At 34.2% G+C, this 26104-nt stretch carries 23 protein-coding genes, 1 tRNA gene, 2 rRNA genes and 1 pseudogene; 19 read left to right on the forward strand and 8 right to left on the reverse strand.

Going from position 1 to position 26104, the window contains the following annotated elements:
- Window positions 1–107 precede the first annotated feature (107 nt).
- The 12 genes from pheS to ruvC all read left to right on the forward strand — a co-directional run bounded on the left by pheS (window position 108) and on the right by ruvC (window position 8584).
- Window positions 108–1151: a phenylalanine--tRNA ligase subunit alpha gene (gene pheS / locus ABWU35_RS03215; protein WP_019236907.1), complete on the forward strand. Its 1044-nt coding sequence runs from the start codon at window positions 108–110 to the stop codon at window positions 1149–1151.
- Window positions 1152–2387, forward strand: a complete 1236-nt coding sequence (locus ABWU35_RS03220) for an NTP transferase domain-containing protein (RefSeq protein WP_019236908.1) — start codon at window positions 1152–1154, stop codon at window positions 2385–2387.
- Between the two features lie 82 nt (window positions 2388–2469).
- On the forward strand, window positions 2470–2940 hold the full coding sequence (locus ABWU35_RS03225; protein WP_019236909.1) for a P44/Msp2 family outer membrane protein: 471 nt from the start codon (window positions 2470–2472) through the stop codon (window positions 2938–2940).
- Window positions 2941–3174: 234 nt separating this feature from the next.
- Window positions 3175–3654: an outer membrane protein gene (locus tag ABWU35_RS03230; RefSeq protein WP_019236910.1), complete on the forward strand. Its 480-nt coding sequence runs from the start codon at window positions 3175–3177 to the stop codon at window positions 3652–3654.
- 218 nt (window positions 3655–3872) lie between these two features.
- Window positions 3873–4175, forward strand: coding sequence for a 50S ribosomal protein L21 (rplU, locus tag ABWU35_RS03235; RefSeq protein WP_007302510.1), 303 nt, complete (start codon window positions 3873–3875; stop codon window positions 4173–4175).
- Between the two features lie 10 nt (window positions 4176–4185).
- On the forward strand, window positions 4186–4455 hold the full coding sequence (gene rpmA / locus ABWU35_RS03240) for a 50S ribosomal protein L27 (protein ID WP_006012184.1): 270 nt from the start codon (window positions 4186–4188) through the stop codon (window positions 4453–4455).
- An 8-nt stretch (window positions 4456–4463) separates the two neighbouring features.
- Window positions 4464–4540: transfer RNA gene (locus tag ABWU35_RS03245), tRNA-Ile, on the forward strand.
- A 39-nt stretch (window positions 4541–4579) separates the two neighbouring features.
- The gene (gene metK / locus ABWU35_RS03250; RefSeq protein ID WP_007302511.1) at window positions 4580–5746 is read left to right on the forward strand and encodes a methionine adenosyltransferase; all 1167 of its coding nucleotides are present in this window, start codon (window positions 4580–4582) and stop codon (window positions 5744–5746) included.
- A gap of 109 nt (window positions 5747–5855) precedes the next feature.
- Window positions 5856–6521, forward strand: coding sequence for a TenA family protein (locus ABWU35_RS03255; RefSeq protein ID WP_007302512.1), 666 nt, complete (start codon window positions 5856–5858; stop codon window positions 6519–6521).
- Between the two features lie 39 nt (window positions 6522–6560).
- Entirely contained in the window at window positions 6561–7220 is a 660-nt protein-coding gene (locus tag ABWU35_RS03260; RefSeq protein WP_007302513.1) for a TenA family protein, read from the forward strand.
- Window positions 7221–7267: 47 nt separating this feature from the next.
- Complete coding sequence (locus tag ABWU35_RS03265; protein ID WP_019236912.1) at window positions 7268–8095, forward strand: cytochrome c oxidase subunit 3; 828 nt, start codon at window positions 7268–7270, stop codon at window positions 8093–8095.
- Entirely contained in the window at window positions 8096–8584 is a 489-nt protein-coding gene (gene ruvC, locus ABWU35_RS03270) for a crossover junction endodeoxyribonuclease RuvC (protein ID WP_019236913.1), read from the forward strand.
- A gap of 25 nt (window positions 8585–8609) precedes the next feature.
- Here ruvC and ruvX read toward each other — a convergent pair whose 3' ends face one another.
- Genes ruvX through ABWU35_RS03285 form a run of 3 tightly spaced genes read right to left on the reverse strand, consistent with a single transcriptional unit; the run spans window position 8610 to window position 12038 of the window.
- The gene (ruvX, locus tag ABWU35_RS03275; protein ID WP_149168797.1) at window positions 8610–9077 is read right to left on the reverse strand and encodes a Holliday junction resolvase RuvX; all 468 of its coding nucleotides are present in this window, start codon (window positions 9075–9077) and stop codon (window positions 8610–8612) included.
- A gap of 57 nt (window positions 9078–9134) precedes the next feature.
- The gene (locus ABWU35_RS03280) at window positions 9135–10919 is read right to left on the reverse strand and encodes a ribonucleoside-diphosphate reductase subunit alpha (protein WP_264685499.1); all 1785 of its coding nucleotides are present in this window, start codon (window positions 10917–10919) and stop codon (window positions 9135–9137) included.
- Window positions 10920–10967: 48 nt separating this feature from the next.
- Window positions 10968–12038, reverse strand: coding sequence for a methyltransferase domain-containing protein (locus ABWU35_RS03285; RefSeq protein WP_007302520.1), 1071 nt, complete (start codon window positions 12036–12038; stop codon window positions 10968–10970).
- Window positions 12039–12369: 331 nt separating this feature from the next.
- On the opposite strand from ABWU35_RS03285, the gene ABWU35_RS03290 reads away from it, so the two are divergent.
- From ABWU35_RS03290 to ABWU35_RS03300, 3 genes and pseudogenes are all read left to right on the forward strand, one after another.
- A 23S ribosomal RNA gene (locus ABWU35_RS03290) occupies window positions 12370–15134 on the forward strand.
- Between the two features lie 67 nt (window positions 15135–15201).
- A 5S ribosomal RNA gene (rrf, locus tag ABWU35_RS03295) occupies window positions 15202–15308 on the forward strand.
- A gap of 191 nt (window positions 15309–15499) precedes the next feature.
- Window positions 15500–16357 (forward strand): annotated as a pseudogene (locus ABWU35_RS03300) (IS66 family transposase); the annotation flags it as partial.
- Here the strand turns inward: ABWU35_RS03300 and ABWU35_RS03305 are convergent.
- From ABWU35_RS03305 to rpmH, 3 genes are read right to left on the reverse strand one after another with little or no spacing between them, the layout of a single operon-like run.
- Window positions 16336–16557, reverse strand: coding sequence for a hypothetical protein (locus ABWU35_RS03305; RefSeq protein ID WP_007302521.1), 222 nt, complete (start codon window positions 16555–16557; stop codon window positions 16336–16338). The pseudogene ABWU35_RS03300 and the gene ABWU35_RS03305 sit on opposite strands and share 22 nt — an antisense overlap.
- 60 nt (window positions 16558–16617) lie before the next feature.
- Window positions 16618–16995: a ribonuclease P protein component gene (rnpA, locus tag ABWU35_RS03310; RefSeq protein ID WP_081439702.1), complete on the reverse strand. Its 378-nt coding sequence runs from the start codon at window positions 16993–16995 to the stop codon at window positions 16618–16620.
- On the reverse strand, window positions 16979–17113 hold the full coding sequence (gene rpmH, locus ABWU35_RS03315; RefSeq protein ID WP_080600798.1) for a 50S ribosomal protein L34: 135 nt from the start codon (window positions 17111–17113) through the stop codon (window positions 16979–16981). The genes rnpA and rpmH overlap by 17 nt, the downstream gene beginning before the upstream one ends.
- 107 nt (window positions 17114–17220) lie before the next feature.
- Between rpmH and pstC the strand changes: the two genes are divergently transcribed.
- The 3 genes from pstC to ABWU35_RS03330 all read left to right on the forward strand — a co-directional run bounded on the left by pstC (window position 17221) and on the right by ABWU35_RS03330 (window position 20189).
- Window positions 17221–18309, forward strand: a complete 1089-nt coding sequence (pstC, locus tag ABWU35_RS03320) for a phosphate ABC transporter permease subunit PstC (protein ID WP_012482001.1) — start codon at window positions 17221–17223, stop codon at window positions 18307–18309.
- A gap of 96 nt (window positions 18310–18405) precedes the next feature.
- A complete protein-coding gene (gene atpD / locus ABWU35_RS03325; RefSeq protein WP_026097268.1) occupies window positions 18406–19842 on the forward strand; it encodes a F0F1 ATP synthase subunit beta in 1437 nt (478 codons plus the stop codon).
- Window positions 19843–19847: 5 nt separating this feature from the next.
- The gene (locus ABWU35_RS03330) at window positions 19848–20189 is read left to right on the forward strand and encodes a F0F1 ATP synthase subunit epsilon (RefSeq protein WP_265028082.1); all 342 of its coding nucleotides are present in this window, start codon (window positions 19848–19850) and stop codon (window positions 20187–20189) included.
- 402 nt (window positions 20190–20591) lie between these two features.
- Here the strand turns inward: ABWU35_RS03330 and ABWU35_RS03335 are convergent, their stop codons facing one another.
- Window positions 20592–23789, reverse strand: coding sequence for a hypothetical protein (locus ABWU35_RS03335; RefSeq protein ID WP_214303486.1), 3198 nt, complete (start codon window positions 23787–23789; stop codon window positions 20592–20594).
- A 409-nt stretch (window positions 23790–24198) separates the two neighbouring features.
- On the opposite strand from ABWU35_RS03335, the gene fsa reads away from it, so the two are divergent.
- A complete protein-coding gene (gene fsa / locus ABWU35_RS03340; protein WP_007302527.1) occupies window positions 24199–24843 on the forward strand; it encodes a fructose-6-phosphate aldolase in 645 nt (214 codons plus the stop codon).
- Window positions 24844–25617: 774 nt separating this feature from the next.
- Here fsa and ABWU35_RS03345 read toward each other — a convergent pair.
- Window positions 25618–26085 carry a hypothetical protein gene (locus tag ABWU35_RS03345; RefSeq protein WP_007302528.1) on the reverse strand — a complete coding sequence of 156 codons (468 nt, stop codon included), beginning with the start codon at window positions 26083–26085 and terminating at the stop codon, window positions 25618–25620.
- Window positions 26086–26104: the final 19 nt, after the last annotated feature.

Consider the following 26104-nt stretch of genomic DNA (forward strand, 5'->3'; position numbering starts at 1 on the left):
ACCAATCATAGAGATCAGCTACTCTGATGACAACTTTTTATCCAAATAGTTTTATTGATGATATTAAAGATTGCACTATAATGAAAGTTTAAGCTAGCGTTTTTAAGGTGAATAAAGAGCTAATAAGTGAAATACCTTTACTTGAAGATAAGGCAGTTTCTGAGATTGAAAATGCTGCTTCTTTGAAGGATTTAGAAAAAGTTAGGTTGTCATACTTGGGGAGAAAGGGTGTAGTAAAAGCTTATTTCGATGACTTAAAGAATATAGATGATGCAGGAGAGAAACGCGACCTAGGTGCAGTGATTAATGTTTTACGCAATAAGATAGACCAGCTTATAACAAGCAAAGAAAATGAACTGAAAGATAAAGAAGTTAAGTTAAAACTGCAAAATGAAGCAGTTGATATCACACTGCCTGTCAGACCAGAAAGAATTGGCAAGATTCATCCACTCAGTAAAGTTATAAGTGAAGTGAAGCTCATTTTTGCGCATATGGGCTTTAAAGCAGTTGATGGTCCTGATATTGAAGATGAATTTCACGTATTTGATGCATTAAATACTCCAAGTCACCACCCTGCACGAGAGGAGCAAGATACCTTCTATTTAAGGAATAAAATAAATGATAAAAGAATGGTGCTGCGCACTCATACCTCATCTGTGCAGATTAGAACCATGGAAAAGACAAAAACTTTTCCAATTAAAATAGTGGCTGCAGGCAGGGTATACAGAAATGACTTTGATGCAACTCACACTCCTATGTTTCATCAGATAGAAGGACTTTATGTTAATGAAAATGTCAATATGGGCCAATTAAAATTTACTATTCATTGCTTCCTTAGTAAATTTTTCGGAGATAAGGGTCTAAGAATACGCTTTCGTAATAGTTTTTTCCCTTTTACTGAACCTTCTGCGGAAGTGGACATAAGCTATAAAGATAGTAAATGGATTGAAGTACTTGGATGTGGTATGGTGCATCCAAATGTCTTTAAAAATGTTGGAATAGACGATACTAAATACAGTGGCTTTGCATTTGGGATTGGTATAGAAAGGCTAGCAATGCTGAAATATCAAATTAGTGATCTAAGGAGCTTTTACGACAATAGAGTTAGTTGGCTCAACCATTATGGTTTTCATTTTTCGTCTTTAAGATAAGTGACAAATAAATCTTATACATTTGTTGTACTTGCTGCTGGGCATAGTGAACGAATGAATTCAAGCTTGCCTAAGGTTCTGCACAAAATAGGTAATTTCTCCATGCTTGAGCATGTCATTTACAATGCAAAGCAGCTGAATCCTGAAAAAATAGTTATTGTAGTCGATTTGCCTTTAACTCAAAGGCTGAAATGCTTTGAGGGTATAAAACTAATTACACAAGAGTCAACGCTCGGCACGGGAGATGCAGTCAAAATTGCAATGAGGAACCTGAAAGAATTGTCAGATATAGTTGTTGTGCAGTATGGGGATACTCCACTAATAAAAAGCAGCACAATAACTAAAATGATAAGCTGCTTAGGAGAGAGCAATGCTTTAGTTTGTCTTGGGTTTAAAACTAATAATAAAGGATACGGTAGACTAATTATTGAGAACGGTTCCCTAAGAGAAATCGTAGAAGCACAAAATGGTAGAAATAATGATGAGGAATTTCTTGCTAATGCCGGAATAATGGTTGCACGTGAAAAGAATCTACGTGAATTGGTGGAGAAAATAGAGTGTAATAACCAAGCTCATGAATATTACTTGACCGATATCGTTGCCATTGCAGTAAAGAGTAATTTAAATGTCGGCTATGTTATTGCTGATGAGGAGGAGGCAACTGGCATAAATAATAGGAATGACCTTGCAACGGCCGAGTTTTACTTTCAAGAAGAAAAAAGAAAGTTTTTCACTAACTCTGGAGTAACGCTTGTTGCTCCAGAAACTGTTTTCTTCTCTCTTGATACGCAAATTGGTATGGATTCGATTGTTTACCCATACGTTTTTTTTGGTCCTGGAGTAAAAATAGGATCTGGTGTTAGGGTTGGTCCATTTGCCAAATGTGAAAATACAACAATAGGTGATGGTGCAATCATAGGTAATTTTGTTGAAACAAAAGCAAGTGATATAGGTATAAATACTAAGATAAAGCATTTAAGTTATATAGGAAATACTCAGGTAGGGCAGGGGAGTAACATAGGTGCAGGTACCGTTATTTGTAATTATGATGGGAAAAAGAAACATAGAACAAATATTGGAAGCAATTGTTTTATTGGTGCCAATAGTTCATTAATTGCACCGCTTAATGTTCATGATGACTCTCTAGTTGCAGCAGGTAGCGTTGTAGTCAAAGATGTGCCAAAGGGAAGTCTGGCAATTGCAAGAGAAAGACAAATAACAAAAAAAATAAAATAATTCCAATTTTTTACTTGCAATTTATACTATTTTTAATATTTATATGCTTGTATATGCATATATTAATCTTTGGAGGATAAAAATGAAAAAGTTACTTACTTTGTTGGCTTGCTGTTCTTTGTCAGCACCGTCTTTTGGAGTTGATTGGGTTAAAGATAGAACCTACACCTCTTCGTCATATGGCATGCTTGGTGTTAATTATGATCTTGGCTATCATTGTACAGATAGCATTAAAATTTCATTTGGTCCTGCAGTTAAACTTGTTATGAGTGAAGGGATTTTAGACGCGGGACTTATGACAAAGCTTCATTATCATTATAAATTTGAAAATACAGATATTACTCCTTATGTTACTTTTGGTATAGGAGGAGTTGCTAAAATTCCTCTTTTAGAAAATCAAGGGCCAGACGTAGAAGAATTTTTTTCTTATCAAATAGGTTCTGGTATTAATCTTCCACTTTCTGAGAGAACAAGTGTTTTTGCTGGCTACAAGCTGCAGAAGTTTCATGAACTTTCGCATGGGGTTGAATTTGGAATGAGTTTTAATTTGTAAGCTCCGATTGAATGTTTTTAGTGAAGTCTGGTTTGAATTTTTGTTGAAAAAAAGCAAGTGATATAGGCTAAAATGATGATTGCAGTAGGTAACAAAATGTGACAAAGAGAAGTTTGGCAATTGCAAGAGAAAGGCAAGTAGCTAAGAAAGTGATTCCGATTTTATTATGTAAGTTATGTAATTTTTAACTTTTCTGTGAGTATATATGCGTATATTCATGGTTAGAGGGTAAAAATGAAAAAATTACTTACTTTAGTAGTCTGCTGTTCTCTGTCAGCACCGTCTTTTGGAGTTGATTGGATTAGAGATAGAATCTATACTTCGTCGTCATATGGCAATCTTGGTATTAATTATGAGCTTGGCTATCATTATACAGATAGCATAAAAATTTCAGCTGGTCCTGTATTGAAATCTGTTTTGTTTGGAGGATCTTTGGCAGAGTTAGGATTCATGGCAAAGCTTCATTATCATCATCAATTTGAAAGTACGGATATTACCCCTTATGTTACTTTTGGTGTAGGAGGTGGAGCTAAAGTATCTCAACCAGCACAGCAAGATCAACAGCCAGACGTAGAAAAGTTTTTTTCCTACCAGATAGGTGCTGGTATTAATCTTCCACTTTCTGAGAGAACGAATGTTTTCGCTGGCTATAAACTTCACAAGTTCAGTAATTTTTCTCATGGGTTTGAACTTGGAATGAGTTTTAATTTATAAGCTCCGATTGAATGTTTTTAGTGAAAGCTTGAGTTTTTATTAACGTCGTAAAGTTTTCATGAGACTAAGAGAATTTGAGAGTAGTCAAGTTTTAAAACTTGACTACTCTCCACGAGGAAAAGCAGATAAAGGTAGAAGTATTTCATGTTTTTATTTATATTGACAGTATGTGTGACATCATTTACGATTAGTGTTAATAACAATAATTGATATTTGTCATGTTTGCAGTAATCGAAACTGGTGGAAAGCAGTATTTAGTAAAAAAAGGCAGCATAATTAAAGTAGAAAGATTACAAGCTGAAGAAAAAGAGGAAGTGGAAATCAATAAAGTGATTTGTGTTTCAAACAATGGCTTATCTTGTTCATCTAATGCTGTTGTTAAAGCTGAAGTACTGGAGCAGTGTAGAGATAAAAAAATTATAATCTTTAAGAAAAAGAGAAGAAAAAATTACCGTAGGAAAAATGGTCATAGGCAGTATATTACTGTTCTTCGTATCAATGAAATTAGTCTTCAAAAGTAAGAGGTAAGATATGGCAACTAAAAAATCAGGTGGTAGTTCCTGTAATGGTAGAGATTCGGCAGGGCGTCGGCTCGGGATAAAGAAGAATGGTGAGGTTATTCCAGGTAACATAATTGTACGTCAAAGAGGTACAAAATTTCATCCTGGAAAGAATGTTGGTATGGGTAAAGATCATACGATTTTTGCTAAAACGAAAGGCTGGGTGAGTTTTAGAAAATCAGCAAATAAAAAGACGTTTATTGATGTTGTGCCTACAGATGATATGCAAGCCTTGGCTTGAATAGATACGGGTCTGTAGCTCAGGTGGTTAGAGCGCACGCCTGATAAGCGTGAGGTCGGAGGTTCAACTCTTCCCAGACCCACCATTTAAATTTGCAATAGTTTTGATATCGTGTAACTAAACGATGGTTTTACATAAGAATTCAGTAACCAGTGAATCAGTAGCAGCCGGTCATCCAGACAAAGTAGCAGACCAGATTTCAGATGCAATACTTGACGAATACCTTTTTAATGACTCTTCCTCTCGTACTGCAATAGAGACTTTAGTTACTAAAGATAATGTTATTATAGCTGGGGAAGTATTTGGGCCGAACATTGAAAATAGCAAGATTGAAAGTATTGTACGGAATACAATAAAAGATATTGGTTATGAGCATGATGGTTTCCACTGGGAAACAGTGAAAGTAAATATATTACTACATGAACAATCAAATGACATTGCAATAGGTGTGGATCAAGGTGCTGGGGATCAGGGCATAATGTATGGCTATGCAACAATAGAGACAGAAAGCCTCATGCCAGCACCCATTTTTTATGCACACTCGATTCTGAGAAATATCATGAGTATGGTCAAAGAGGTAAAGCTTGGTCCGGATGCAAAATCGCAAATCACTTTGGCGTATGAGAATAACCTTCCAGTGCGTGCTGAAAGTATTGTTGTTTCAATACAGCATCTTGAGGATCTGAGTCAATCGAAAGTGAAGGAAATAATTTATCCTTACATAGCTTCATCTTTACCTAAAGGGTGGATGTGCCCTAAAGAAAATCTCTTAGTCAATCCAACAGGTAGATTTGTTATTGGTGGACCAGTTGGTGATTGTGGATTAACCGGACGAAAAATTATGGTTGATACTTATGGAGGCTATATTCCACACGGTGGAGGAGCCTTTTCTGGAAAAGATGCAACAAAAGTTGATAGATCCGCAGCTTATATGGCGAGATACCTTGCTAAAAATATTGTCTTTGCAGGTTTAGCTGAACGTTGTCTTGTGCAGCTTTCTTATGCAATTGGTGTCTCAAAACCTACTTCATTTTACATTGATACATTTGGCACGAATACAATAGATGAAGAGAGGATTAAAGGGTTTATTGAAGGTAACATAGATTTATCAACTAAAGGCATAATAAGACATTTATCACTTAATCGTCCTATATATAAACGTACAGCCTGCTATGGGCATTTTGGTAAAAAGTTAGAAAGTGATGGTGGATTTTCTTGGGAAGGTGTGGACTTATCTACTGATTTTTGTAAAGAATTTAATATAGAAGAAGAAAAGAGAGAATTTCTTTAAACTATTAAACTCTTTTATTTCTAGCTTGATACTGATATAATAACTTATTATAAATTGTAAGTAACTTTTTAGTAACTATACTAGTTTTAATATTTATGAGGCTTACAAGATGTCCAACAAACCAAAAGAAGAATTTTATGATATTGCTATAAAAGAATCATCTGATCTTATTGAAGAAATAAAAGAACATCCTTTCAATGTTGAATTGATAAACAATACGCTAGATTATGAAAAGTTCAAAATTTATCTTCAGCAGGATTTTTTATATTTAGTGGACTGTACTCGTGCTTTATTGATTATTGCAGCTAAAGTTGATGACATTGAAATAATGGGCAGTTTGGTTAATGTAGCAAGGGGAACATTTGCGGTTCGAAAGCAGTATACTGAATATTTTGAGACTTGTGATTTATCCGATAATCATAAAAAATCAAAATCTTGTTCTGCTTTTACTGATTTTTTTATGCGTGCTGCATATCATAATTCTGTTGCTGAAGCTTTAGCAGCGTCTTATCCTTGTTTTAATATATACCAAATTATTATAAATCATATGGTAGGAGAGGTTATGCCTAAAAAAGTTGAAGATCACAGATATCAAGGGTGGATTGATATCTATAATAACACAGTAATGAATGCTACGATTAATCAAGTTACTGACGTTGCAAATAATCTATATGCAAAGGCTGGTGATTGTGAGAGGAAAAAGATGCGTGAGTTTTTTAAGAGAGGTCTAGAGCTAGAAATAATGTTTTGGGATGAGATGTATTCTCTAGCATAATCTGTAGTATTAACACTAAATTATATTCTAGTTTATGTGATGTTTAGTGGTATAATTAAGAGTTATTATGGGTCAAATCTTTTAAAGGATATTATTGAGCATCCTTTCAATGTTGAATTAGCAAATAATACTTTAAACATAGAAAACTTCAAATTTTATATACAACAAGATGCATTCTTTTTAGCTGATTATGTTCGTACTGTTTTAATGACTGCATCAAAAATGGAGAGTTGTAATAACATTGTTCCATTGATTGGGGTGGCTAAAGGAGGAATAGAGATTATGAGAGTGTTATACGACCACTACTTTACTGTATACTCCATAAATCGTGGAGAAAAGTCGCTTGAATGTTTCAATTTTACTAACTTTCTTTTGTCTACTTCGTATAGCGACATTTATGAAGCTGTAACAGTTCTTTACTCTTGCCATTTTATATATAAAATTATTGTTGATAATATGAGAAATAAAATTAAAAAAAATAATAGATATAAGGATTGGTTTGATTTTTTTGGCGGTAGTTTGATGGAATCTGGATGTGTTGCTTTGGAAGATATTGTTGACGAGTATTGTAACAAAGCAAGGGAAAGTGAAAGAACCAGAATGCTTGAATTATTTAAAATAACTGCACAATTTGAGTTAGACTTTTGGAATAGCGCATATAATTTTTCAAAATTTGATCAAGATTTTAAGAAATATTGACAATTTTAAGCTAATTTGTATGCTTGATATGTATTTTTGAAGGTGATATGAAAAGTAAAGAACATGATTTTCATTTAGTGGACCCAAGTCCCTGGCCAATTGCTATATCAGCAGCAATTCTTGTTCTTGCACTTGGATTAGTTGGTACACTCCATAAACAAATTTCTGGAATATTTGGTTTAGTTTTGGGAATCTCTGCGGTATCAGGAGTGCTGTTTTATTGGTGGAGAGATGTAATAAGAGAAGCAATTTATGATAAATGCCATACTGCCATTGTAAAACATGGACTCAAGCTTGCAATGTACTTATTTATCCTCTCGGAAGTTGTGTTTTTTATAGCGTTCTTTTGTTCATTCTTTAAAGCCTGGCTTGATCCGGTTTTTTTATTTGAAGCGTTTTCTCCTACAAAAAAAGTTGAATGGCCCCCTGAAGGGATTTTACCACCGGATCCGTGGTCGTTACCATTTATGAATACACTAATATTATTACTTTCTGGTACAACGATTACTTCAGCACATCATTTTTTACTTGAAAATGATCAAAAGAGCATGATTAAAATGCTGTCTATAACTATATTGCTTGGGATGTTCTTTATAATAGTGCAAGCAATTGAGTATTATGAAGCAAGTTTTTCTCTACAAGAAGCGGGAGAGAAACTTATCTATACATCCAACTTTTACATGATTACTGGTTTTCATTGTGTACATGTTATAATAGGGATAATATTCTTGTCAGTATGTTTATTTAGAGCTCGAAAAAATCAGATTACACCTCAAGATCATTTATGTTTTGAGTTTGCTTCTTGGTATTGGCACTTCGTTGATGTAGTTTGGATATTTTTATTTTTGTTTGTTTATTGGCTCAGCATTTATTAAGTGATTAAGATAATAGGTCTAGATCCAGGAATAAGCAAAACTGGTTGGGCAATTATCAATCTGGAAGAAAAAAATAGTATTGAATTTTTGGGTGGTGGTGCCATATCAACTGATAGTAAGTTGGGTACAGGTGAGCGTTTACATATAATTTTTGAAGAATTAAAGAAAGTAATTTCTCTATACTCTCCAAATGAAGCTGCAGTAGAGAAAATTTTTGTTAATAAGAACCCAAAATCTTCGCTAACTTTAGGATATGCAAGAGCGATTGCAATTTTAATATTACGAATGACGGATTTACCCATGAATGAATATGATGCAAACTATATAAAAAAGAGCATTACTGGAAATGGTCATGCTGATAAGGATCAGATTATATTTATGGTGAAGCAAATAGTTAAAAACTTAAATATAAAATGTCATCATACTGCTGATGCTCTTGCTACAGCAATTTGTCATGCTTATACGAGAAGTTCTTGTTTTATTGAATAGTTTTACATGAATTCAGTTGAAAAAACTATTTGATGGTATTTATCTTATCTAACGTTCGTTGCAGAATAATACATGCAGCAATTTTATCATCTATTTTTTTTGATTTTGTGATTGATATTCCAGTAATTTTTAGTGCGTGAGTTGCAAGAGATGTTGATAGACTTTCGTCTTGTAGGTATATGTGTACTTTGCATTTTTTTATTATTTTATTTGCAAACTGGATTATTACTTTGCACCATTCGGTCTCTTGTTCATCTATTGTGAATGGTAGTCCTATTACCATTGATCCAGCTTCATTTTCTTTAAGCACTCTATTTAGATAACCTAAATCTTTGCTCATATTTCTTCTATAATATATACTATGAGCTGTAGCTATAAGCTGTGTTTTATCACTAAATGCTATGCCTATTTGTTTTTCTCCCATATCAAGGCACATTATACGTTTATCTCTTGGAATAGACTTTAGAAATTCATCTGGATTTCTATGTAGCATCTATGAAAACATAACTTTTGTACAATTGTATTTTTGTGACAGTAAGTTATGTACAGTCTACTGGCATGATAGACATTCATCATAATTAATATCTGTTTTTTGTTGCAATATTTCACTTTTTTTGAATATGTCATGTGAGACCTTGTCAGCTCTCTGCATTGATTGTGATCTGCAATAATACAAGCTTTTTAATCCTTTTTTCCAAGCAAGCATATGTATTTTGTGTAAGTAACGTTTATGCACATTGGCAGGTAAGAACAGATTTACTGATTGAGATTGACAAATATAAGGAGTTCTATCACTTGCATGTTCTATGATCCATTGTTGATCAAGTTCGTATGCTGTTTTAAATGTCAGTTTTTCATGCTTGCTAAGAAAATCTAAATGCTGAACAGAACCCTCATTTGTTGAAATTGAGGACCATATTTCATCATTGTCTTGATTTTTTTCTGCTAGTAGTTTTTGCAAGAATTTATTTCGTACTACAAATGAACCTGTAAGTGTCTTCTGTATAAATACGTTTGCTGCATATGGCTCTATTCCAGGGGAAGTGTTGCCTGCGATAATCGAAATTGAGGCAGTTGGAGCAATAGCGAGCTTATGTGTAAACCTTTCCATTAGATCGATTTCTTTAGCATCAAGACATGGCCCTTTTTCTTCTGCTAATTTTTTAGAAACTACATCTGCTTGCTCGCGCAAATGCTTAAATACTTTTTTATTCCATTGTTGGGCTGTTACTGATTCAAAAGGAACCATTTTACTTTGTAAAAATGAATGAAAACCCATCACGCCAAGACCGATACTACGCTCTCTTATTGCGGAATATTTTGCTCGCTGTATTTCATTTGGTGCTTGATTTATGAAATCCTCTAATACATTATCAAGAAAACGCATTATATCTTCTATGAAAAGCTCATTATCTTTCCATTCTTCGTAGTATTCAAGATTTACGGATGATAAACAACATACAGCAGTGCGTGACTTTTTCAGGTGATCGTGACCTGTAGTTAAAGTTATTTCACTGCATAGGTTTGACATTTTGATGTCTAAGTTGAGTTTTTTGTAAGATTCTGGCTTATTGTTATTTGTTGCATCAAGGAAAATAATGTAAGGTTCTCCAGTTTCAACTCTTGCTGTTAATATTTTAATCCATATATCCCGTGCTTTTACTGTTGAAATAACTTTATTGTTATGAGGGCTTATTAAATCCCATTCTTGATCATCTTCAACAGCTTGCATAAACTTATCTGTTACTATTACAGCATGATGTATATTTAATGCTTTGCGATTTGGGTCACCACCAGTTGGCTTACGTAAATCTAGAAACTCTTCTATTTCTGGATGCCATACAGGAAGATAAACTGCTGAGCTTCCTCTTCTTAAGGATCCTTGGCTGATTGCAAGCGTCAGAGCATTTTGTACTACGATAAATGGCACAATTCCTGATGTTTTACCGCTACCTTTGACACTTTCACCAATTGAACGTAAATTTCCCCAATAACTACCTATTCCACCACCACGTGCAGCGAGCCAAACATTTTCATTCCATAAATCAACTATTCCCTGCAAGCTATCTTCAGTTTCGTTAAGAAAGCAGGAAATAGGCAATCCTCTCTTGGTACCACCATTACTAAGTATTGGAGTTGAAGGCATGAACCATAAATTGCTCATGTAATCATAAAGACGCTGTGCATGCTCTTTATTATCAGAGTAGTAATTGGCAATACGTATAAAGAGATCTTGATAACTTTCATTTTCTATTAAATACCTGTCCAATAGAACTGCTTTTCCAAAATCAGTTAATTTACTATCCTTTGCGTAGTTAATAGCAATGTAATTCATAAGACTCCCTTTATGATAATATAGACATTTATTTGAGCGATTTCTCGATTAAGTTGTTAAATTTTTTTGTGGATACTGTAATGCAAACAAGATACCATCAACTTGGCTGCCATATATTTTACAGTAACTCATTTGACTTATTTGCATATTTGTTTCTTTTGCAACATGCTGAATATAATCTTCTGAGTGACGAAAATAATCTCCTTTGTTTACAAAGTCAATACCTTTACCTTCCTTTCTTCTTACTAAACATACAATAACCCCTTTTTTGTTTGTCAATCCTTTTGCTAGTTCCAATTCTGCTAGAAAATCATGTAGATAGTGTAGCACTTCAGCAAAGATAATTACATCATACTGCTGGTTCTTCTCTTGTTTAAGAAACTCTTTCATTTCTGTATGTATTAACTCATCGTAAACAGGTTTACCTTTTATAAGGCATCCTCTTGCAATATTGAGCATTCTATTTGAGATGTCAACTCCTGTTATGCGACTTCTAATATTACTTATTTTTAGGAAGTGACCACATATTCCAGTACCGCAACCAAGGTCGAGTATATTCAGTTTAGAAGTGGAGTTGTTAAAGACTTTTGTAATTATCATGTGTACTAGTTCATGCCCTCTGTATTGTTTGGCAATTAGCCAATGCTCAACAAAATATTCACCTGTGTAATCAAAATATTGCTTTATGAGATTTTCAGGCAATTCCACAATATCTGATGTGTTTGTTATTTTCTTTATATAGTAAGAAGCTTCTTTATGACTACTATCTAATTTTAGGGTTTTTGTTAAATAATTATAAGCTTTGTTAGTATTGCCTACTGCAAAATGACATCTTCCGATATTATACCAGACTAGAGGTAAATTAGGGTAGAATATGCTAATTAACCAAAATCTTAACTTTGCATCTGATATATTACCTTTATAGAAGTGATATAACCCGATTTCAGTGTTGGTATTTAACAGGTTTTTAGATTTTTCAAGAAACACTACAATTTCTTTATGGAGAGTACTGTATTTATCCATAATGAAATTTTTTACTTTTTTACTATTTAATAAGCCAGTGAGCTTGGATATACAATTTAAAGCAAAGTTTTTTATAAAAGATAGATTACTTTTCATACATTAGAAATACTCCAAATGTTCATTTTCATTTTTAGGTAACTAATTTTAACACATTTTATCTTACAAAATATCTTTTTCATTAATTTTTCTGTACATATCAATTTGTCAAATATTTCTTAGATTATAATGTTTAAGATTGCTGGTATATTGTTGTTGATAATAATAGGTAAATGTTTTGTGTAAAAAGGCGTTGACATATGATTTATCAGATTGTAACATATAAAAGATTAGTTTTTAGATGTTTGAAAAGTTTTATGGTAGAGATTATTTAATCTCAATTCAATTGTAAGTTAATATTTAACTCTGCATATTCTACATATAGTCAGATAAATAAATTATTAAGAGCACTTGATGGATGCCTTGGCGTTAAGAGGCGATGAAGGACGTGGCAGGCTGCGATAAGCTGCGGGAAATTGTCAACAAATTTTGATCCGCAGATTTCCGAATGGGGAAACCCAACTAGCTTAGCTAGTTATTATATACTAAGTATATAAAGCAAACTTGGTGAACTGAAATATCTAAGTAGCCAAAGGAAAAGAAATCAACCGAGATTCTGTTAGTAGTGACGAGCGAAAGCGGAAAAGGCTAGTGATTTAAAAATAAGAATTAGAATACTCTGGAAATGGTAACCATAGAAGGTGATAGTCCTGTACAAATAGAAAGTTTTTAAATCCTTGAGTAGAGCGGGGCACGTGAAATCCTGTTTGAATATGGGGGGACCATCCTCCAAGCCTAAATACTCCTTAACGACCGATAGTGAACAAGTACCGTGAGGGAAAGGTGAAAAGAACCCCGGGAGGGGAGTGAAATAGAATCTGAAATCAAGTGCTTACAAACAGTTGGAGCTCTATATCAATTTATTGATATTTAGAGTGACAGCGTACCTTTTGCATAATGGGTCAGCGAGTTAATCTATGAAGCAAGCTTAAGCCGATAGGTGTAGGCGTAGCGAAAGCAAGTCTGAATAGGGCGTTTAGTTTTATGGATTAGACCCGAAACCAAGTGATCTAGTCATGACCAGATTGAAGGTATGGTAAAACATACTGAAGGATCGAACCAGTTAATGTTGCAACATTATTGGATGAGTTGTGATTAGGGGTGAAAGGCCAATCAAACTTGGAAATAGCTGGTTCTCCGCGAAATCTATTTAGGTAGAGCGTTGTATTTATGTTGTTGGGGGTAGAGCACTGGATAGACTAGGGGGATTCATCATCTTACCAAATCTAACCAAACTCCGAATACCAATAATTAATTATACAGCAGACACACTATGGGTGCTAAGTCCGTGGTGGAAAGGGAAACAGCCCAGATCACTATCTAAGGTCCCAAAATTACAGCTAAGTGGGAAAGGAAGTAGAAAAACCATTACAGCTAGGAGGTTGGCTTGGAAGCAGCCATCCTTTAAAGAAAGCGTAACAGCTCACTTGTCTAAATAAGTTTTTCTGCGCCGAAAATGTACCGGGGCTAAAGCTGTATACCGAAGATGTGGGTGCTTATTAATTTCGATTAATAGGCGCGGTAGCGGAGCGTTCCGTAAGTCTGTGAAGGTGGTTTGTAAAAACTGCTGGAGATATCGGAAGTGAGAATGCTGACATAAGTAGCGTAAAAGAGTGTGAAAAACACTCTCACCAAAAATCTAAGGGTTCCTACGTTAAGTTAATCTGCGTAGGGTTAGTCGGTTCCTAAGGCGAGTCCGTAAAGGAGTAGTCGATGGCAATTAGGTTAATATTCCTAAACCTCTTAAGTGTGACGGGTTTTGTATTTGTATAGGTCTTATTGGATTGATCTATGCTTAAAAGAAGCTCCAGGAAATAGCACTTATATTTATGAGGCCGTACCGTAAACCGACACTGGTGGATGAGTAGAGTATACTAAGGTGTTGAAAGAATGATGTTGAAGGAACTCGGCAAATTATACCTGTAACTTCGGAAGAAGGGTAACCTGCTTTTAGGCAACTATAAGTAGGTGGCACAAAATAGGGAGTAGCGACTGTTTACTAAAAACACAGGACTCTGCAAACACGTAAGTGGAAGTATAGGGTCTGACGCCTGCCCGGTGCTGGAAGGTTAATAGGAGGGGTGCAAGCTCTGAATTGAAGCCCCAGTAAACGGCGGCCGTAACACTGACGGTCCTAAGGTAGCGAAATTCCTTGTCGGGTAAGTTCCGACCCGCACGAATGGCGTAACGATTTCTCCACTGTCTCCAACATCACTTCAGCGAAATTGAATTCCCCGTGCAGATGCGGGGTACCCGCGGTTAGACGAAGAGACCCCGTGCACCTTTACTATAGCTTTACATTGCTATTAAAAGTGTGATGTGCAGGATAGGTGGGAGACTTTGAAGTTATGGCGCTAGCTATAATGGAGTTAACCTTGAGATACCACCCTTTACACTTTTGATATCTAACTATGTTTCATTATCTGGAACTAGGACATTGTATGGTGGGTAGTTTGACTGGGGCGGTCGCCTCCTAAAAAGTAACGGAGGCGTGCGAAGGTAAGCTAGAGCTGGTCGGAAATCAGCTTGATAGTACAATGGCATAAGCTTGCCTGACTGCGAGGCTGACAAGCCAAGCAGAGACGAAAGTCGGTCATAGTGATCCGGTAATTCTGTATGGAAGGGTTATCGCTCAACGGATAAAAGGTACGCCGGGGATAACAGGCTGATGGTGTTCGAGAGTTCATATCGACGACACCGTTTGGCACCTCGATGTCGACTCATCACATCCTGGGGCTGGAGAAGGTCCCAAGGGTTCGGCTGTTCGCCGATTAAAGTGTTACGTGAGTTGGGTTTAGAACGTCGTGAGACAGTTCGGTTTCTATCTGCCGTGGGTGAAGGAAATTTGAGAAGATCTGACTCTAGTACGAGAGGACCGAGATGTATATACCTCTGGTGTACCAGCTGTTATGCCAATAGCATCGCTGGGTAGCTATGTATAGATGGGATAATTGCTGAAAGCATATAAGCAAGAAACCCTCTTCAAAAAAATTTCCCAATTAAGGCCGTGGGAGACTACCACGTTGATAGGCTAGGTGTAGAAGCATGGTAACATGTGAAGCTAACTGGTACTAATAGCCTGATTGATTTATTTGCTTTCTATATGTGCATATGCAGTGTTAAATATTAAGTTAAAATTTATTAAGTCAGAAATTTTTGTTGACTTGGTGGCTATAGCAAAAATGAACCACCCGATCTCATTTCGAACTCGGAAGTGAAACTTTTTAGCGCCGATGATACTTAAAAAGGGAAAGTAGGTCGTTGCCAAGTTTATAAAAATTTCTTCTTATTTATATCTTTTCAGTAGAGCGATGAAACAAGGTAAACATAGAGTAGCTGTGAGGTAATATAACTGATCTTTTAGAACTCTGCGAAAACTTTAAGATAAAAGTAGAAAATTTAAAAGTAGAATTTGTCACTTATTTCCAAATTAGGAGGAGAGATAGCAACATTTAACAAATCATCAAACAATTGATCTTCCGAAAATCAAACTTTATATAATTGAATATTAATTAAGTTGTTGGAGATGAGGAGAAAGAAGAAGTAGCAAACTACCAAAAAGCAGATACATTTGGTCCAATAGTTAGGTGATAATTGTAGCACTCAGTGGATCTTATAAAAATTCAAAACGTGAAAATTATAAGTGATGTTTTTAATGTGAATTGAAAGCGTATCAAATAGTGAATATAGAATTCCCTCAAATGCAAAAAGGTGTATGAGCAAATCGAATAAGAAAAGTGAGGTTTTGCGCATCAACGTGTTATAATAAAGGTAAACTTGGTTAGTGCTGAAGCAATACTGCAAGTTTTAAAGGGAAAGAAGATTTAAAAGACAGTGTATGTTGCAATCGTAATAGTCGCTGAAAGGTACTTTGAAACATAGCTGGACTATTGAAGTTAAAATTCTAGGCTGTTACTTAAAAAACGCATCCACTGAATTATTTATGCTAAAAAAAGCTTTATTAAAAAATGAAACAGAAGTGTAAGAAAGTTGCAAAACGTATAAGGTATTACTTGAAGCTACCTATCTGAAGCAACTGGAGCTTCTCAAGTTGCGAAAAATATTTTAAAATCTGAAAGAATGATGTGAAATTTTTTAAGTAAACCAGAAAGTATTCCACTATCACGCTGAACAGCAAATTAGGCATTATATCGTTTACTGTAAAAGCTCATATTTTACGTAATCAGAGCTAGGAACTTGAAAGGATAATTTCATTATACTTAACATGGAAACAAAGAGAACTATACAATCCCCTACCTATCGTTTCTTCAACCACTTCCCTGAACGGGTACTTTTATCAAACTATTCTCTTATTGTAATGAGTTGCTTCTATATTAAAATTTAGCAATTTCCCTCTAGGATTATCTTTATTTTGTTCTAAATATTGGCTTTGTTCAAATGCCATTCCCCATTGTGTACGATAGCTAGACTTTCTATATTCATAAAAACTCTCTTCAGCATTATTTGTATCGAGCTTTTTATCTTGTTTTTTTATACTTTCTACCTCAAGCACCCACATCTATTAATTTATTTTAAAAACCTCACTTATCTTATCATAAAAAATATAGCTGTAAATACTTTAGTGAAAATTCCTTCTTATTTTATCTTTCTTTAAGCAAATATTGAGGTCTTTTTGTAAATTTTTATAGCCTGCTTGCATAATGTTTTGATGGGTTAGTATTATGTAATAGTATCCTACATTACTTATATTAGAAATGCTAACTTTAGCTAGCATTCGTAATTGCCTTTTTATTTTATTTCTTTTTGCTGCTTTTCCGACTTTTTTACTGATAGCCAGACCTACTCTAATAACATGAATATACTTTTCAGGTTCTCTTTCTTTTATAGCATATAGTGATATATATACCCCTCGATAAAAAAGACTGTAAGATGCTAATCTGTTTTTAAAAGCAAAGGAAAACTCTTTTTTTTTATGCTTACTATGCGCATAATTTATTACACCCTAATGAGCGACGCTTATTAAGAATTTTTCTTCCAGCTTTTGTTGACATACGTGAACGAAATCCATGTTTGTGCTTTTTTTTAAAATTTTTTGGTTGAAATGTTCTTTTCATTGTTTTTATATTAATATGACTATTTATTTTAAACTATTTTGCTCTATTGTCAAATAATGGTCAACTTCTGTGGCATTCTTGTTGAATAAAATTTGATATATGGAAAAATGAATTTAATTATAGGCGTACTTGTTTTACTAGTCCTTTTATTTTGTTTGAGTAAGTTTCAAGCAGTAAGTAAAGTTAAGTCTTATATATATTTGAGTTGTATGTGGATGCTACCTTGTTTGTTAGCATTCTATGATGGTTATTTTATAACTTCTATTTCTATAGCGTTACTTTTTTTTATGCTGATTTTTATCCTTAAAGGTAAAAGAAATAAGATGGTAAAATTTTTGTTATTTATGGCTTTAGCAATATCACTTTTTATCACTTTATTTATAATGCTATCTATTTTTGTTCAGTCCATTTCTTTTTTTAATAAAGTAGCTATTTCAGAATTCTTATTTTGCTTAAAATGGAAGCATAATGTAGCTATTATTGGTGAAGGAGAGGTGGGGTGTTTTGGTATAGCGCCACTTTTAGTGGGGACATTACTTATAACTATTGTAGCAATGTTAGTTGCGGTGCCGCTTGGTTTATTTTCTGCAATATATATTAGTGAGTATGCGAGTGAAAAAGTGCGTTATGTTATTAATACAGCCTTACAGGTTTTGTCTGCTATTCCTACTGTTGTATATGGATACTTCTCAGTTATATTTTTGTCTTTTTTTATAAAGCAGGTAGCAAATTTTTTTAATTTAAGTATACACTCAGAAAGTGCTTTGATTGCTGGTTTATCGATCGGGGTAATGATTCTTCCTTTTATTATTTCTTTGCTTGAAGATGCTATAAGATCTGTTCCAAAAAGTTTACGTTATGGTTTTATGGCGCTTGGCGCAACACCAGCGGAAACTATATGGCATATAACAATACCTTATGCAATGCCTACAATTTTAAGTGCAATTTTATTATCAATTTCAAGAGTAATAGGTGAAACAATGATTGTACTAATGGCTGTGGGAATCAATGCAAATTTGACCTTTAATCCTCTCAATTCAGTTACTACTATCACTGTACAAATTGCTACATTACTTACCGGAGATCAGGATTTCAATAGTGTGCAAACTCTTGCTGCTTATGCGCTTAGTTTGGTGCTGTTTGTTATTACTTGGCTATTGAATGCATTTGCATTGTTTATAATGAAACGTAACTAGTAAGTGTTTTAATATTGCAAAATTTCTGTTAATAATATAAGATTTATTTTCTTTAGAAGTTCTTTTATAGAATTGTAGTGTTAGGTGATGAAAGAGATGAGTACAGGTAAAGTAGTTAAAATAACTCAAGCAGTTGTTGATTTAAAATTTGAAGACGGGTTGCCTAAGATATTTAATGCTTTAAAAAGCAAACTAAAATATAAGGGCAAGGAGCTAGTTTTAGAGGTTTCACAGCATATAGGTGACAATATAGTTCGTTGCATTGCTATGGATAGCACAGATGGTATGTCAAGAGGTGATGAGTTTGTTGATACAGGTGCACCAATATCAGTTCCGGTTGGACGCTCAACTTTAGGAAGGATTTTTAATGTTGTAGGGGAGCTTATAGATGAGTGTGGTCCGCTAAAAGGAAAGTATGATTTAGAACCTATACATAGATCACCTCCAAGCTTTACTGAGCAGAAGATACAGGAAGAAGTTTTAGTTACAGGAATAAAGGTTATAGATCTTCTTGCTCCTTATCTTAAAGGAGGAAAAATTGGCTTATTTGGTGGAGCTGGTGTTGGTAAAACAGTTCTGATAATGGAGCTGATTAACAACATAGCAAAAGCTCATAAAGGATTTTCTGTGTTTGCTGGAGTAGGAGAGAGAACGCGTGAAGGTAATGATCTTTATAACGAGATGATTACTTCGAATGTAATAGATATAAGTGAGCACGAAAAATCTCAAGCCGTTTTGGTTTATGGTCAAATGAATGAGCCTCCTGGAGCAAGGGCTAGGGTTGCTTTAACAGCACTAACTATGGCGGAGTATTTTCGTGATCATGAAAATCAAGATGTTCTATTTTTTGTAGATAATATCTTCCGTTTTACTCAAGCTGGCTCTGAAATTTCTGCTTTGCTTGGAAGAATACCGTCGGCTGTTGGTTATCAGCCAACTCTTGCGACTGATATGGGCGCTATGCAAGAGAGAATAGCCTCAACTACTGCTGGTTCTATTACTTCTGTACAGGCTATATATGTTCCTGCAGACGATTTGACCGATCCAGCTCCAGCAACGACATTCTCTCATCTTGATGCAACCACAGTGTTGTCAAGGCAGATAGCTGAAATGGGTATATATCCTGCTGTTGATCCACTTGACTCAACTTCTCAGTCTTTATCTGCTGAAATCATTGGTGAAGAACATTATAATGTGGCTTCTGAGGTGAAACGTATATTGCAAACTTATAAGTCGCTGCAAGATATTATCGCAATACTTGGTATGGATGAACTATCTGATGAAGATAAAATTATTGTTGATAGAGCTCGTAAAATTCAGAAGTTTCTTTCTCAACCTTTTCATGTTGCGGAGGTATTTACTGGCATGTCTGGCAAATTTGTTTCACTTTCTGATACTATTTCTAGTTTTAAAGGAATTATTGAAGGTAAATATGATCATCTGCCAGAAGCTGCTTTTTATATGGTGGGAAGTATAAGTGAAGCAATAGAAAAGGCTGAATCAATAAAAGCTGAAGTTGGAGCCGGACATTAAAGATTATGAACACTTTTAAGGTGCAATTTTTTTCTCCTGATAATCGAATTTCATTCGATGAAGTAGTTTCTCTTTCAGTGAACGGGCTTAAAGGGGAATTGATGATTTTAGCCTACCATTCCCCTTATTTAATTTATTTATTGCCTGGTATAATTACTGTTCAAATGAGTAACCAGACAAAGGAAAAAATTGTAATTGATAATGGTATATTGGAGGTTGCAAATAATAATTGTAACATTGTAACAAATCAAATTCAGGTTTTTGATCATTTGACTCATGATGAGGAATCATTAAAAAATAAGAGAGTTGGTATATATTTAAGTTATCTTGATGTCAAATCTCTTTAGGGGCTCTTTTTTTGTTCAAGAAATGGGTTTACTCTTGTCATCTCAATGTTTGTCGTTCAAGTAGCTGACACACAACTGTACGAACATTAGAAGGATATCATCCCAGTGCTCAGACACTGAAATCTAGAAATTTTTACAACTAGGATCGTATGGTCAAGACTACAATTGTGCAAAAGTTGCAGCTTTGAAGGTAAAAGTACAAAAAATAGTGTCATCCCAGTGCGTGACACTGGGATCTATCTTATTTTAATCGTGGATATTATTTTAACATATGTTCCTAGAATTTGTTGTCCATTGCGTAATTCACAAATGTTTTTATCCAGTGTCACGCACTGGAATGACAAGAGTTGAATGACAGGAAAAAAAGCACTGATTTTACATGCATCTAAATAAGTATGTTTATTAAACACTTCCGTGCTGACTTTGGCTACACACCTTTGAGGGACTGCTGATGAAGTCTAGAAGTGAATTACAACAATCATCATCACTATAAAATGCACTATCAGAGCTTGAAGATCTAGATTTTCTTTCTGCATTATCAACTTCCCCTACAAGCTGATCAGATATTTTTGCACGATTGTTCAAAGGTTCCTGTTGAGAAATCTCTGTACTTAACATTTCTACTTGGTTATTTAGATGTTGCTCTTTACCGTTTAGCTCTTCTCTTTCTCCCGTTATTCTTTCAATTTCCATATCTTTAATCTTTTCTTTCAATATTTCAATCTCATTCTCATACTCTTCAAACTTTGGTTCTATAAATGAACGGTATTGATCCATTATTTCTTCTTCCATCTCCTGCCGTAACTGTTCTCTTTGCCTCTCAATTTGCTCATCTTTAGTCTCTAGCTCTCCCTCTGACGATTTAAAATCCCACTTTTCATCCCACTCTAGCTCACTTACCTCTTGTTCATCAGATTCTAAATGTGCGTTATGCTCACTTTGCAAATTTTGCATTTGAGGTTTTAAATTCGTTAAACGTTCATCCTGCCGTAACTGTTCTTCTTGACTCTTAATCTGCTTATTTTTAAGCTCTACCTCGTTCTTTAACTCTTCATATTTCCACTTTAGCTGATCTACCTCTTGTTTATAAGATTCCAGATTTGTGTTGTACTTATAATCTAAGCATTGAATTGTAGATTTTAAATTCTGTATATCTTTCCAATTTTCATCTAATATATCTCCTGCTTCCTCTTCCGCTTTTTTAAACTGTTTCAATTTATCTTCCAGTTTTTCATTTTTTGCATTAGCAATTGTTAACTTTTTCTCTAGATCTTTCTTTCCTTCATGTGCACTTTCAAGTTCTTGTATTTTCTCTTGCAGCTCTGTTGATATATTTTCTAGCTTCTCATCTTTTTGTGTTAGTCCAATTTGCAATTTTACGTTTTTTTGCTTTTCTTCTTCAAGTTTATTCTGTAAATCACTATTGCACTTCTCTAATTCTTCAATTTCTTGCTTAGCCTCCATGAGTTCCTGTTCTGATTTTTTTTGCTTTATTATGCAATTACTTAACAGCTGGTCTAATTCCTCTTGCAATTTTCTTAACTCACTTATCAACTCTTCTTTTCCTGCATTGGCAACTTCCAGCTTTTTCTTCAGGTCTTTCTTTTCTTCATATGCACCTTCAAGTTCTTGCGCTCTTTCTTGCAGCTCTGTTGACATATTTGCTAGCTTTGCATTTTTTTGCTTTTCTTCTCCAAGTTCATTCTGTAAATCACTATTATGCTTTTCAAATTCTTGCTCAGCCTTGTCGAGCCTATATTTTAAATTCGTTAAGCGCTCATTCTCTTCGATCATTATACGTTCTGCTTGCTCGCTCTCTATCTGCAATGTATCTTCCAGTTTCTTATTTTTTACATTGGCAACTTCCAGCTTTTTCTTCAGGTCTTTCTTTTCTTCATGTGCACTTTCAAGTTCTTGTATTTTCTCTTGCAGCTCTGTTGATATATTTTCTAGCTTCTCATCTTTTTGTGTTAGTCCAATTTGCAATTTTACGTTTTTTTGCTTTTCTTCTTCAAGTTTATTCTGTAAATCACTATTATGCTTTTTTAACTCTTCAAATTTTTGCTCAGCATCTTCGAGTCTACATTGTAAGTTGTTTCTCTGCTGATTTAACTCTCTAATTTCTTGCTCAGCCTCATCGAGCCTATATTGTAATTTATTCTTTTGCTCGTTTAATTCTCTAATTTCTTGCTTTTCTTCTCCAAGTTCATTCTGTAAGTCACTATTGTGCTTTTCTAACTCTTCAAGTTCTTGTTCAGCCTTGTCGAACCTATATCGTAATTCGTTCCTCTGCTCATTTAATTCTCTAATTTCTTGTTCAGCTTTTGTAAGCTTTTGATCTAGTTGTTGTGAGTTAACTTCTGTTTGCGCTGCAGCTTCTTGCAAATTAACTTCTGTCTGAGTTTCAGTTTCTTGAGAGCCAATTCCTGTTTGAGTCTTAACGTGTTGCACAGAGACCTCTGTTTGAGTTTCAGTGTGCTGTAAATTAACTTCTGTTTGAGTTGCAACTTCTTGTAAACTTTGAATTTCAGCCTGTTGAGAGCCAATTTTCGTTTGAGTTTCAGTGTGCTGTAAACTAATTCCTGTTTGAATTGCAACCTCTTGTAAATCAACTTTTGTCTGAGTTTCAGTCTGTTGAGAGCCAATTTCTGTTTGAGTCTTAACGTGTTGCACAGAGACCTCTGTTTGAGTTTCAGTGTGCTGTGAATTAACTTCTGTTTGAGTTGCAATTGCCTGAGTTGCAATCTGCTGTGGATTAACCTCTGATACATTGTTGCTAGTGAAAGAAAGAATAGGATTGCTTTTAGCATCATTTTCAAGATCTTTCATCTTTTCGTCTTGATTGATTACGATATGTTCGTTATTTTGCAGATTACTAACAGCCGGTGCAATGTTAGCATTTTTGTTCTTTTTCAATAATGCTTTTACAGCATCATGTAGAGAGAGGTCTTGAATATATAATTCCTCATTTTGTCTTATTAATTCCCAAAACTCCTCAGGTGGCGATTCAAAATCTTTACCATTAAACTGTAGTACTTTAGTTATACCAGAATTACTTACATTCATAACCATAGTACAGGTAAAAGTTTTCCCATCCTTGTCCTGCACAGGCCAAGTGCTTGTCATTTCATAATATGCACCCTCTTTAAATTCATAATGTCTTTCCTTACCTTTTCGGTAAGCGTATATGTCATGCTTTTTATTGCAATAAATATTCAATGTGCTAATATCCCTTTCTTGCTGTAAGATATCACTAATTCTTATTGGCTCACTTCTATTGTAATTAATAAGATTAATGTTTAACACTTTATCAGAATTGTTAGTTTCTACATAAAAAGCTCGAAGGTCTATGTCTTTGTCTCTAAAATACTTACTTACAGCTTTTTTTGCCTGATTTGCTAATTCTATAAAGTTTTTTTTAAAGCTCTTGTTGAAAGATAGATCTATATATGCTTGCTTAAAATTTTCATCATTTGTCAAATCCATGAGCAAGTCATAAATCTCCCATTTGTCCTGATAGTATTCTTCTAAAACAGTAATGCTATTTTTTCTTTTCAGTTCTGCTAATATGTTTTTCAATGTCAGGAAATTTGTTGACATAGTATACCCCCTATTACTATTGTTTTGATAATATATTTACTTTGGGAGTGATTAACTCCTTTTGTATTAACCTTTTTAGTTGAATTTAGTTGCGAGCGTTAAACTAGATCTTAGTCATTTTGTTTATTGTTCCCCACTATCTATTTGTGTTACTATACTAATAGTAGCACTAAGTTTTAGGCTATGCAAGAATTTCTATTGAACGTAAAGCTAGTAAACTTCAGAAATTGGTTATGCTAATTTTGTTAATAAAATGCAACCAATTAAGGAAAGCGCTATACTGTGTCTCAGTGCAATATTTTCTTTCCTAACGGACTGAAAATTGAGTTGAGTTAAAAATCCGATTTTATTTAATACTTTTCAAAGATGACAATATTTTGTAAAAATAGGTTTTTAATAGGACAATAATATGGAAATTTTTCTTGATAGTGTTGATTTGAATGAAATTAAGGAGCTAAAAGAGTTCATTGATGGTATAACAACTAATCCTTCTTTAATAGCAAAATCTGGACATAAAGATAAGTACGAAGATTTAGTAAGCGAAATATGTTCTATTATAAAAGGACCTGTTAGTGTTGAAGTTGTTGCAGATAGCCATGAAGATATGGTTAAGGAAGGCCTTAAGTTAGCGAAAATCGCTAGTAATATCGTAGTAAAGTTACCTCTTACACATGAAGGATTAATTTCTTGTAAAAAGTTGTGGACAGAACATAAAATACCTGCTAACATTACATTATGTTTTTCTCCTGGACAAGCACTGTTTGCCGCTAAGGCCGGTGCTTGTTTTATTTCTCCCTTTGTTGGTCGCCTTGATGATATAAGCTATGATGGCTTATCGCTAATAGAAGATATATGCACTATATATTCTAATTATAATTTTAAGACAAAAGTTCTTGTTGCATCAGTAAGAAGTCCAGCACATGTAATAGAAGCTGCACGGCTTGGTGCTCATTCAATTACTGTGCCAGCAAAAATACTTAGACAGTTAATTAATCATCCACTTACTGATCAAGGGCTCGCAATATTTGAAAAAGACTGGGGCGTAAAACAATAAATGACATTGCTAAAAAAGACATAAAAACACAATAATTTATATAAAAAGGACATAGGTACCATCTGTCCTTTAAAGACATGTAGGTCAATGATATGCGTAATTCAGTGTTTTAAACATGATAGTCCTCCACTAATAAAAAAGATTGAGAAAAATGTATACAGCTACGACCGAAGTATAGCTAAAATATATTTTAACTGAAGATTATAGATTAATTGAATTGAAAAGTCTGCAGACGAAGATAGATTCCGAGCTCTAGAACACCTTCACCGTGCATGGTAACAAAACTATTAGAGTTTGTCAAGTAATTTTTTATCGTAATTTTACGAACGTGCCATGCCAGTAATTATATCTAGTTAAATTTGTAAAGTAATACAGTGTTTTCGATAGTTATAAAAAAGCTGGATTTCAGTACTGGAGTAACATTTTGGAAATTGGGATGAAAAGAGGGAAAGTACTGGTTTGAAATTAAGTTTTCTGGATTCCAGTGCTGGAATGACAAGAGAGGAGCTCCAGGTACAGCTGTTACCTATAGAATGGCAGTACTAGAATGATAACAAACTGAATGACATATTTAATCTCTATACAGATGTACATCACGCACCGATTTCCATTCAAGGTAATGTTATTCCAGCATTGGAATCCAGTTAGATTTGCGAGTATAAAAGTAATACAACATTTTTGATGATGGAAGCCATTACTAGTATAACAAGAAAGGAAGTGCTGATTTCAGTGTTTATACGTTAGCCATGCATCTAAAAATTTATAAACAAAAGATTACACTTCACAACTTTGTGATGGAATAAGTTTTTCAATGCTGTTGACGCAAAACTCAGTTGTATTATTAGCTATTTCATCGAATTTATCATTTATATCCTTACCTATTTTTTCATCTTTAATATATTCATACAGAGCTAAAATAGCTATAGTTGAACATATTGCGATGAAACCAACTTTTGCTGTAATAAGTAATGATAGCCCACCTGCAAGTATGGACACTGCTCCAATAGCTAGGTTTATAATTTTATTTTGTGTTGATTGATTCTCTTTATCCTCTAAAACGTTTGATATTGCTTTTGAGGCAATTTTTATTGCTATTGCTGTAGTTGAGATTATAACAAACATCATAGCTATTTTTGCTAAGAGAAAAATTGATGGTAGCATTATTACAAGAAACAGTGAAGCACCTCCTATAAATAACCATTTCTCATTTATTTTTTTAGACTGATCTGTATTATTAGGCATTGCAACCCTCCACTTTCAT

Origin of the sequence: Wolbachia endosymbiont (group B) of Xylocampa areola, assembly GCF_964028205.1 — a bacterium.
Lineage (GTDB): Bacteria > Pseudomonadota > Alphaproteobacteria > Rickettsiales > Anaplasmataceae > Wolbachia.

Bases quoted from the DNA above. Each gene is read 5' to 3' on its own strand.
- metK (WP_007302511.1), top strand. From the start codon at position 4,580: ATGGTTTTACATAAGAATTCAGTAACCAGTGAATCAGTAGCAGCCGGT.
- fsa (WP_007302527.1), top strand. From the start codon at position 24,199: ATGGAAATTTTTCTTGATAGTGTTGATTTGAATGAAATTAAGGAGCTA.
- ABWU35_RS03345 (WP_007302528.1), bottom strand. From the start codon at position 26,085: ATGCCTAATAATACAGATCAGTCTAAAAAAATAAATGAGAAATGGTTA.
- ABWU35_RS03225 (WP_019236909.1), top strand. From the start codon at position 2,470: ATGAAAAAGTTACTTACTTTGTTGGCTTGCTGTTCTTTGTCAGCACCG.
- ABWU35_RS03230 (WP_019236910.1), top strand. From the start codon at position 3,175: ATGAAAAAATTACTTACTTTAGTAGTCTGCTGTTCTCTGTCAGCACCG.
- rplU (WP_007302510.1), top strand. From the start codon at position 3,873: ATGTTTGCAGTAATCGAAACTGGTGGAAAGCAGTATTTAGTAAAAAAA.
- ABWU35_RS03285 (WP_007302520.1), bottom strand. From the start codon at position 12,038: ATGAAAAGTAATCTATCTTTTATAAAAAACTTTGCTTTAAATTGTATA.
- ABWU35_RS03260 (WP_007302513.1), top strand. From the start codon at position 6,561: ATGTTTAGTGGTATAATTAAGAGTTATTATGGGTCAAATCTTTTAAAG.
- ABWU35_RS03280 (WP_264685499.1), bottom strand. From the start codon at position 10,919: ATGAATTACATTGCTATTAACTACGCAAAGGATAGTAAATTAACTGAT.
- rpmH (WP_080600798.1), bottom strand. From the start codon at position 17,113: ATGAAAAGAACATTTCAACCAAAAAATTTTAAAAAAAAGCACAAACAT.
- ABWU35_RS03265 (WP_019236912.1), top strand. From the start codon at position 7,268: ATGAAAAGTAAAGAACATGATTTTCATTTAGTGGACCCAAGTCCCTGG.
- ABWU35_RS03305 (WP_007302521.1), bottom strand. From the start codon at position 16,557: ATGTGGGTGCTTGAGGTAGAAAGTATAAAAAAACAAGATAAAAAGCTC.
- ABWU35_RS03335 (WP_214303486.1), bottom strand. From the start codon at position 23,789: ATGTCAACAAATTTCCTGACATTGAAAAACATATTAGCAGAACTGAAA.
- ABWU35_RS03255 (WP_007302512.1), top strand. From the start codon at position 5,856: ATGTCCAACAAACCAAAAGAAGAATTTTATGATATTGCTATAAAAGAA.
- ABWU35_RS03330 (WP_265028082.1), top strand. From the start codon at position 19,848: ATGAACACTTTTAAGGTGCAATTTTTTTCTCCTGATAATCGAATTTCA.
- ruvX (WP_149168797.1), bottom strand. From the start codon at position 9,077: ATGCTACATAGAAATCCAGATGAATTTCTAAAGTCTATTCCAAGAGAT.
- rpmA (WP_006012184.1), top strand. From the start codon at position 4,186: ATGGCAACTAAAAAATCAGGTGGTAGTTCCTGTAATGGTAGAGATTCG.
- pstC (WP_012482001.1), top strand. From the start codon at position 17,221: ATGAATTTAATTATAGGCGTACTTGTTTTACTAGTCCTTTTATTTTGT.
- atpD (WP_026097268.1), top strand. From the start codon at position 18,406: ATGAGTACAGGTAAAGTAGTTAAAATAACTCAAGCAGTTGTTGATTTA.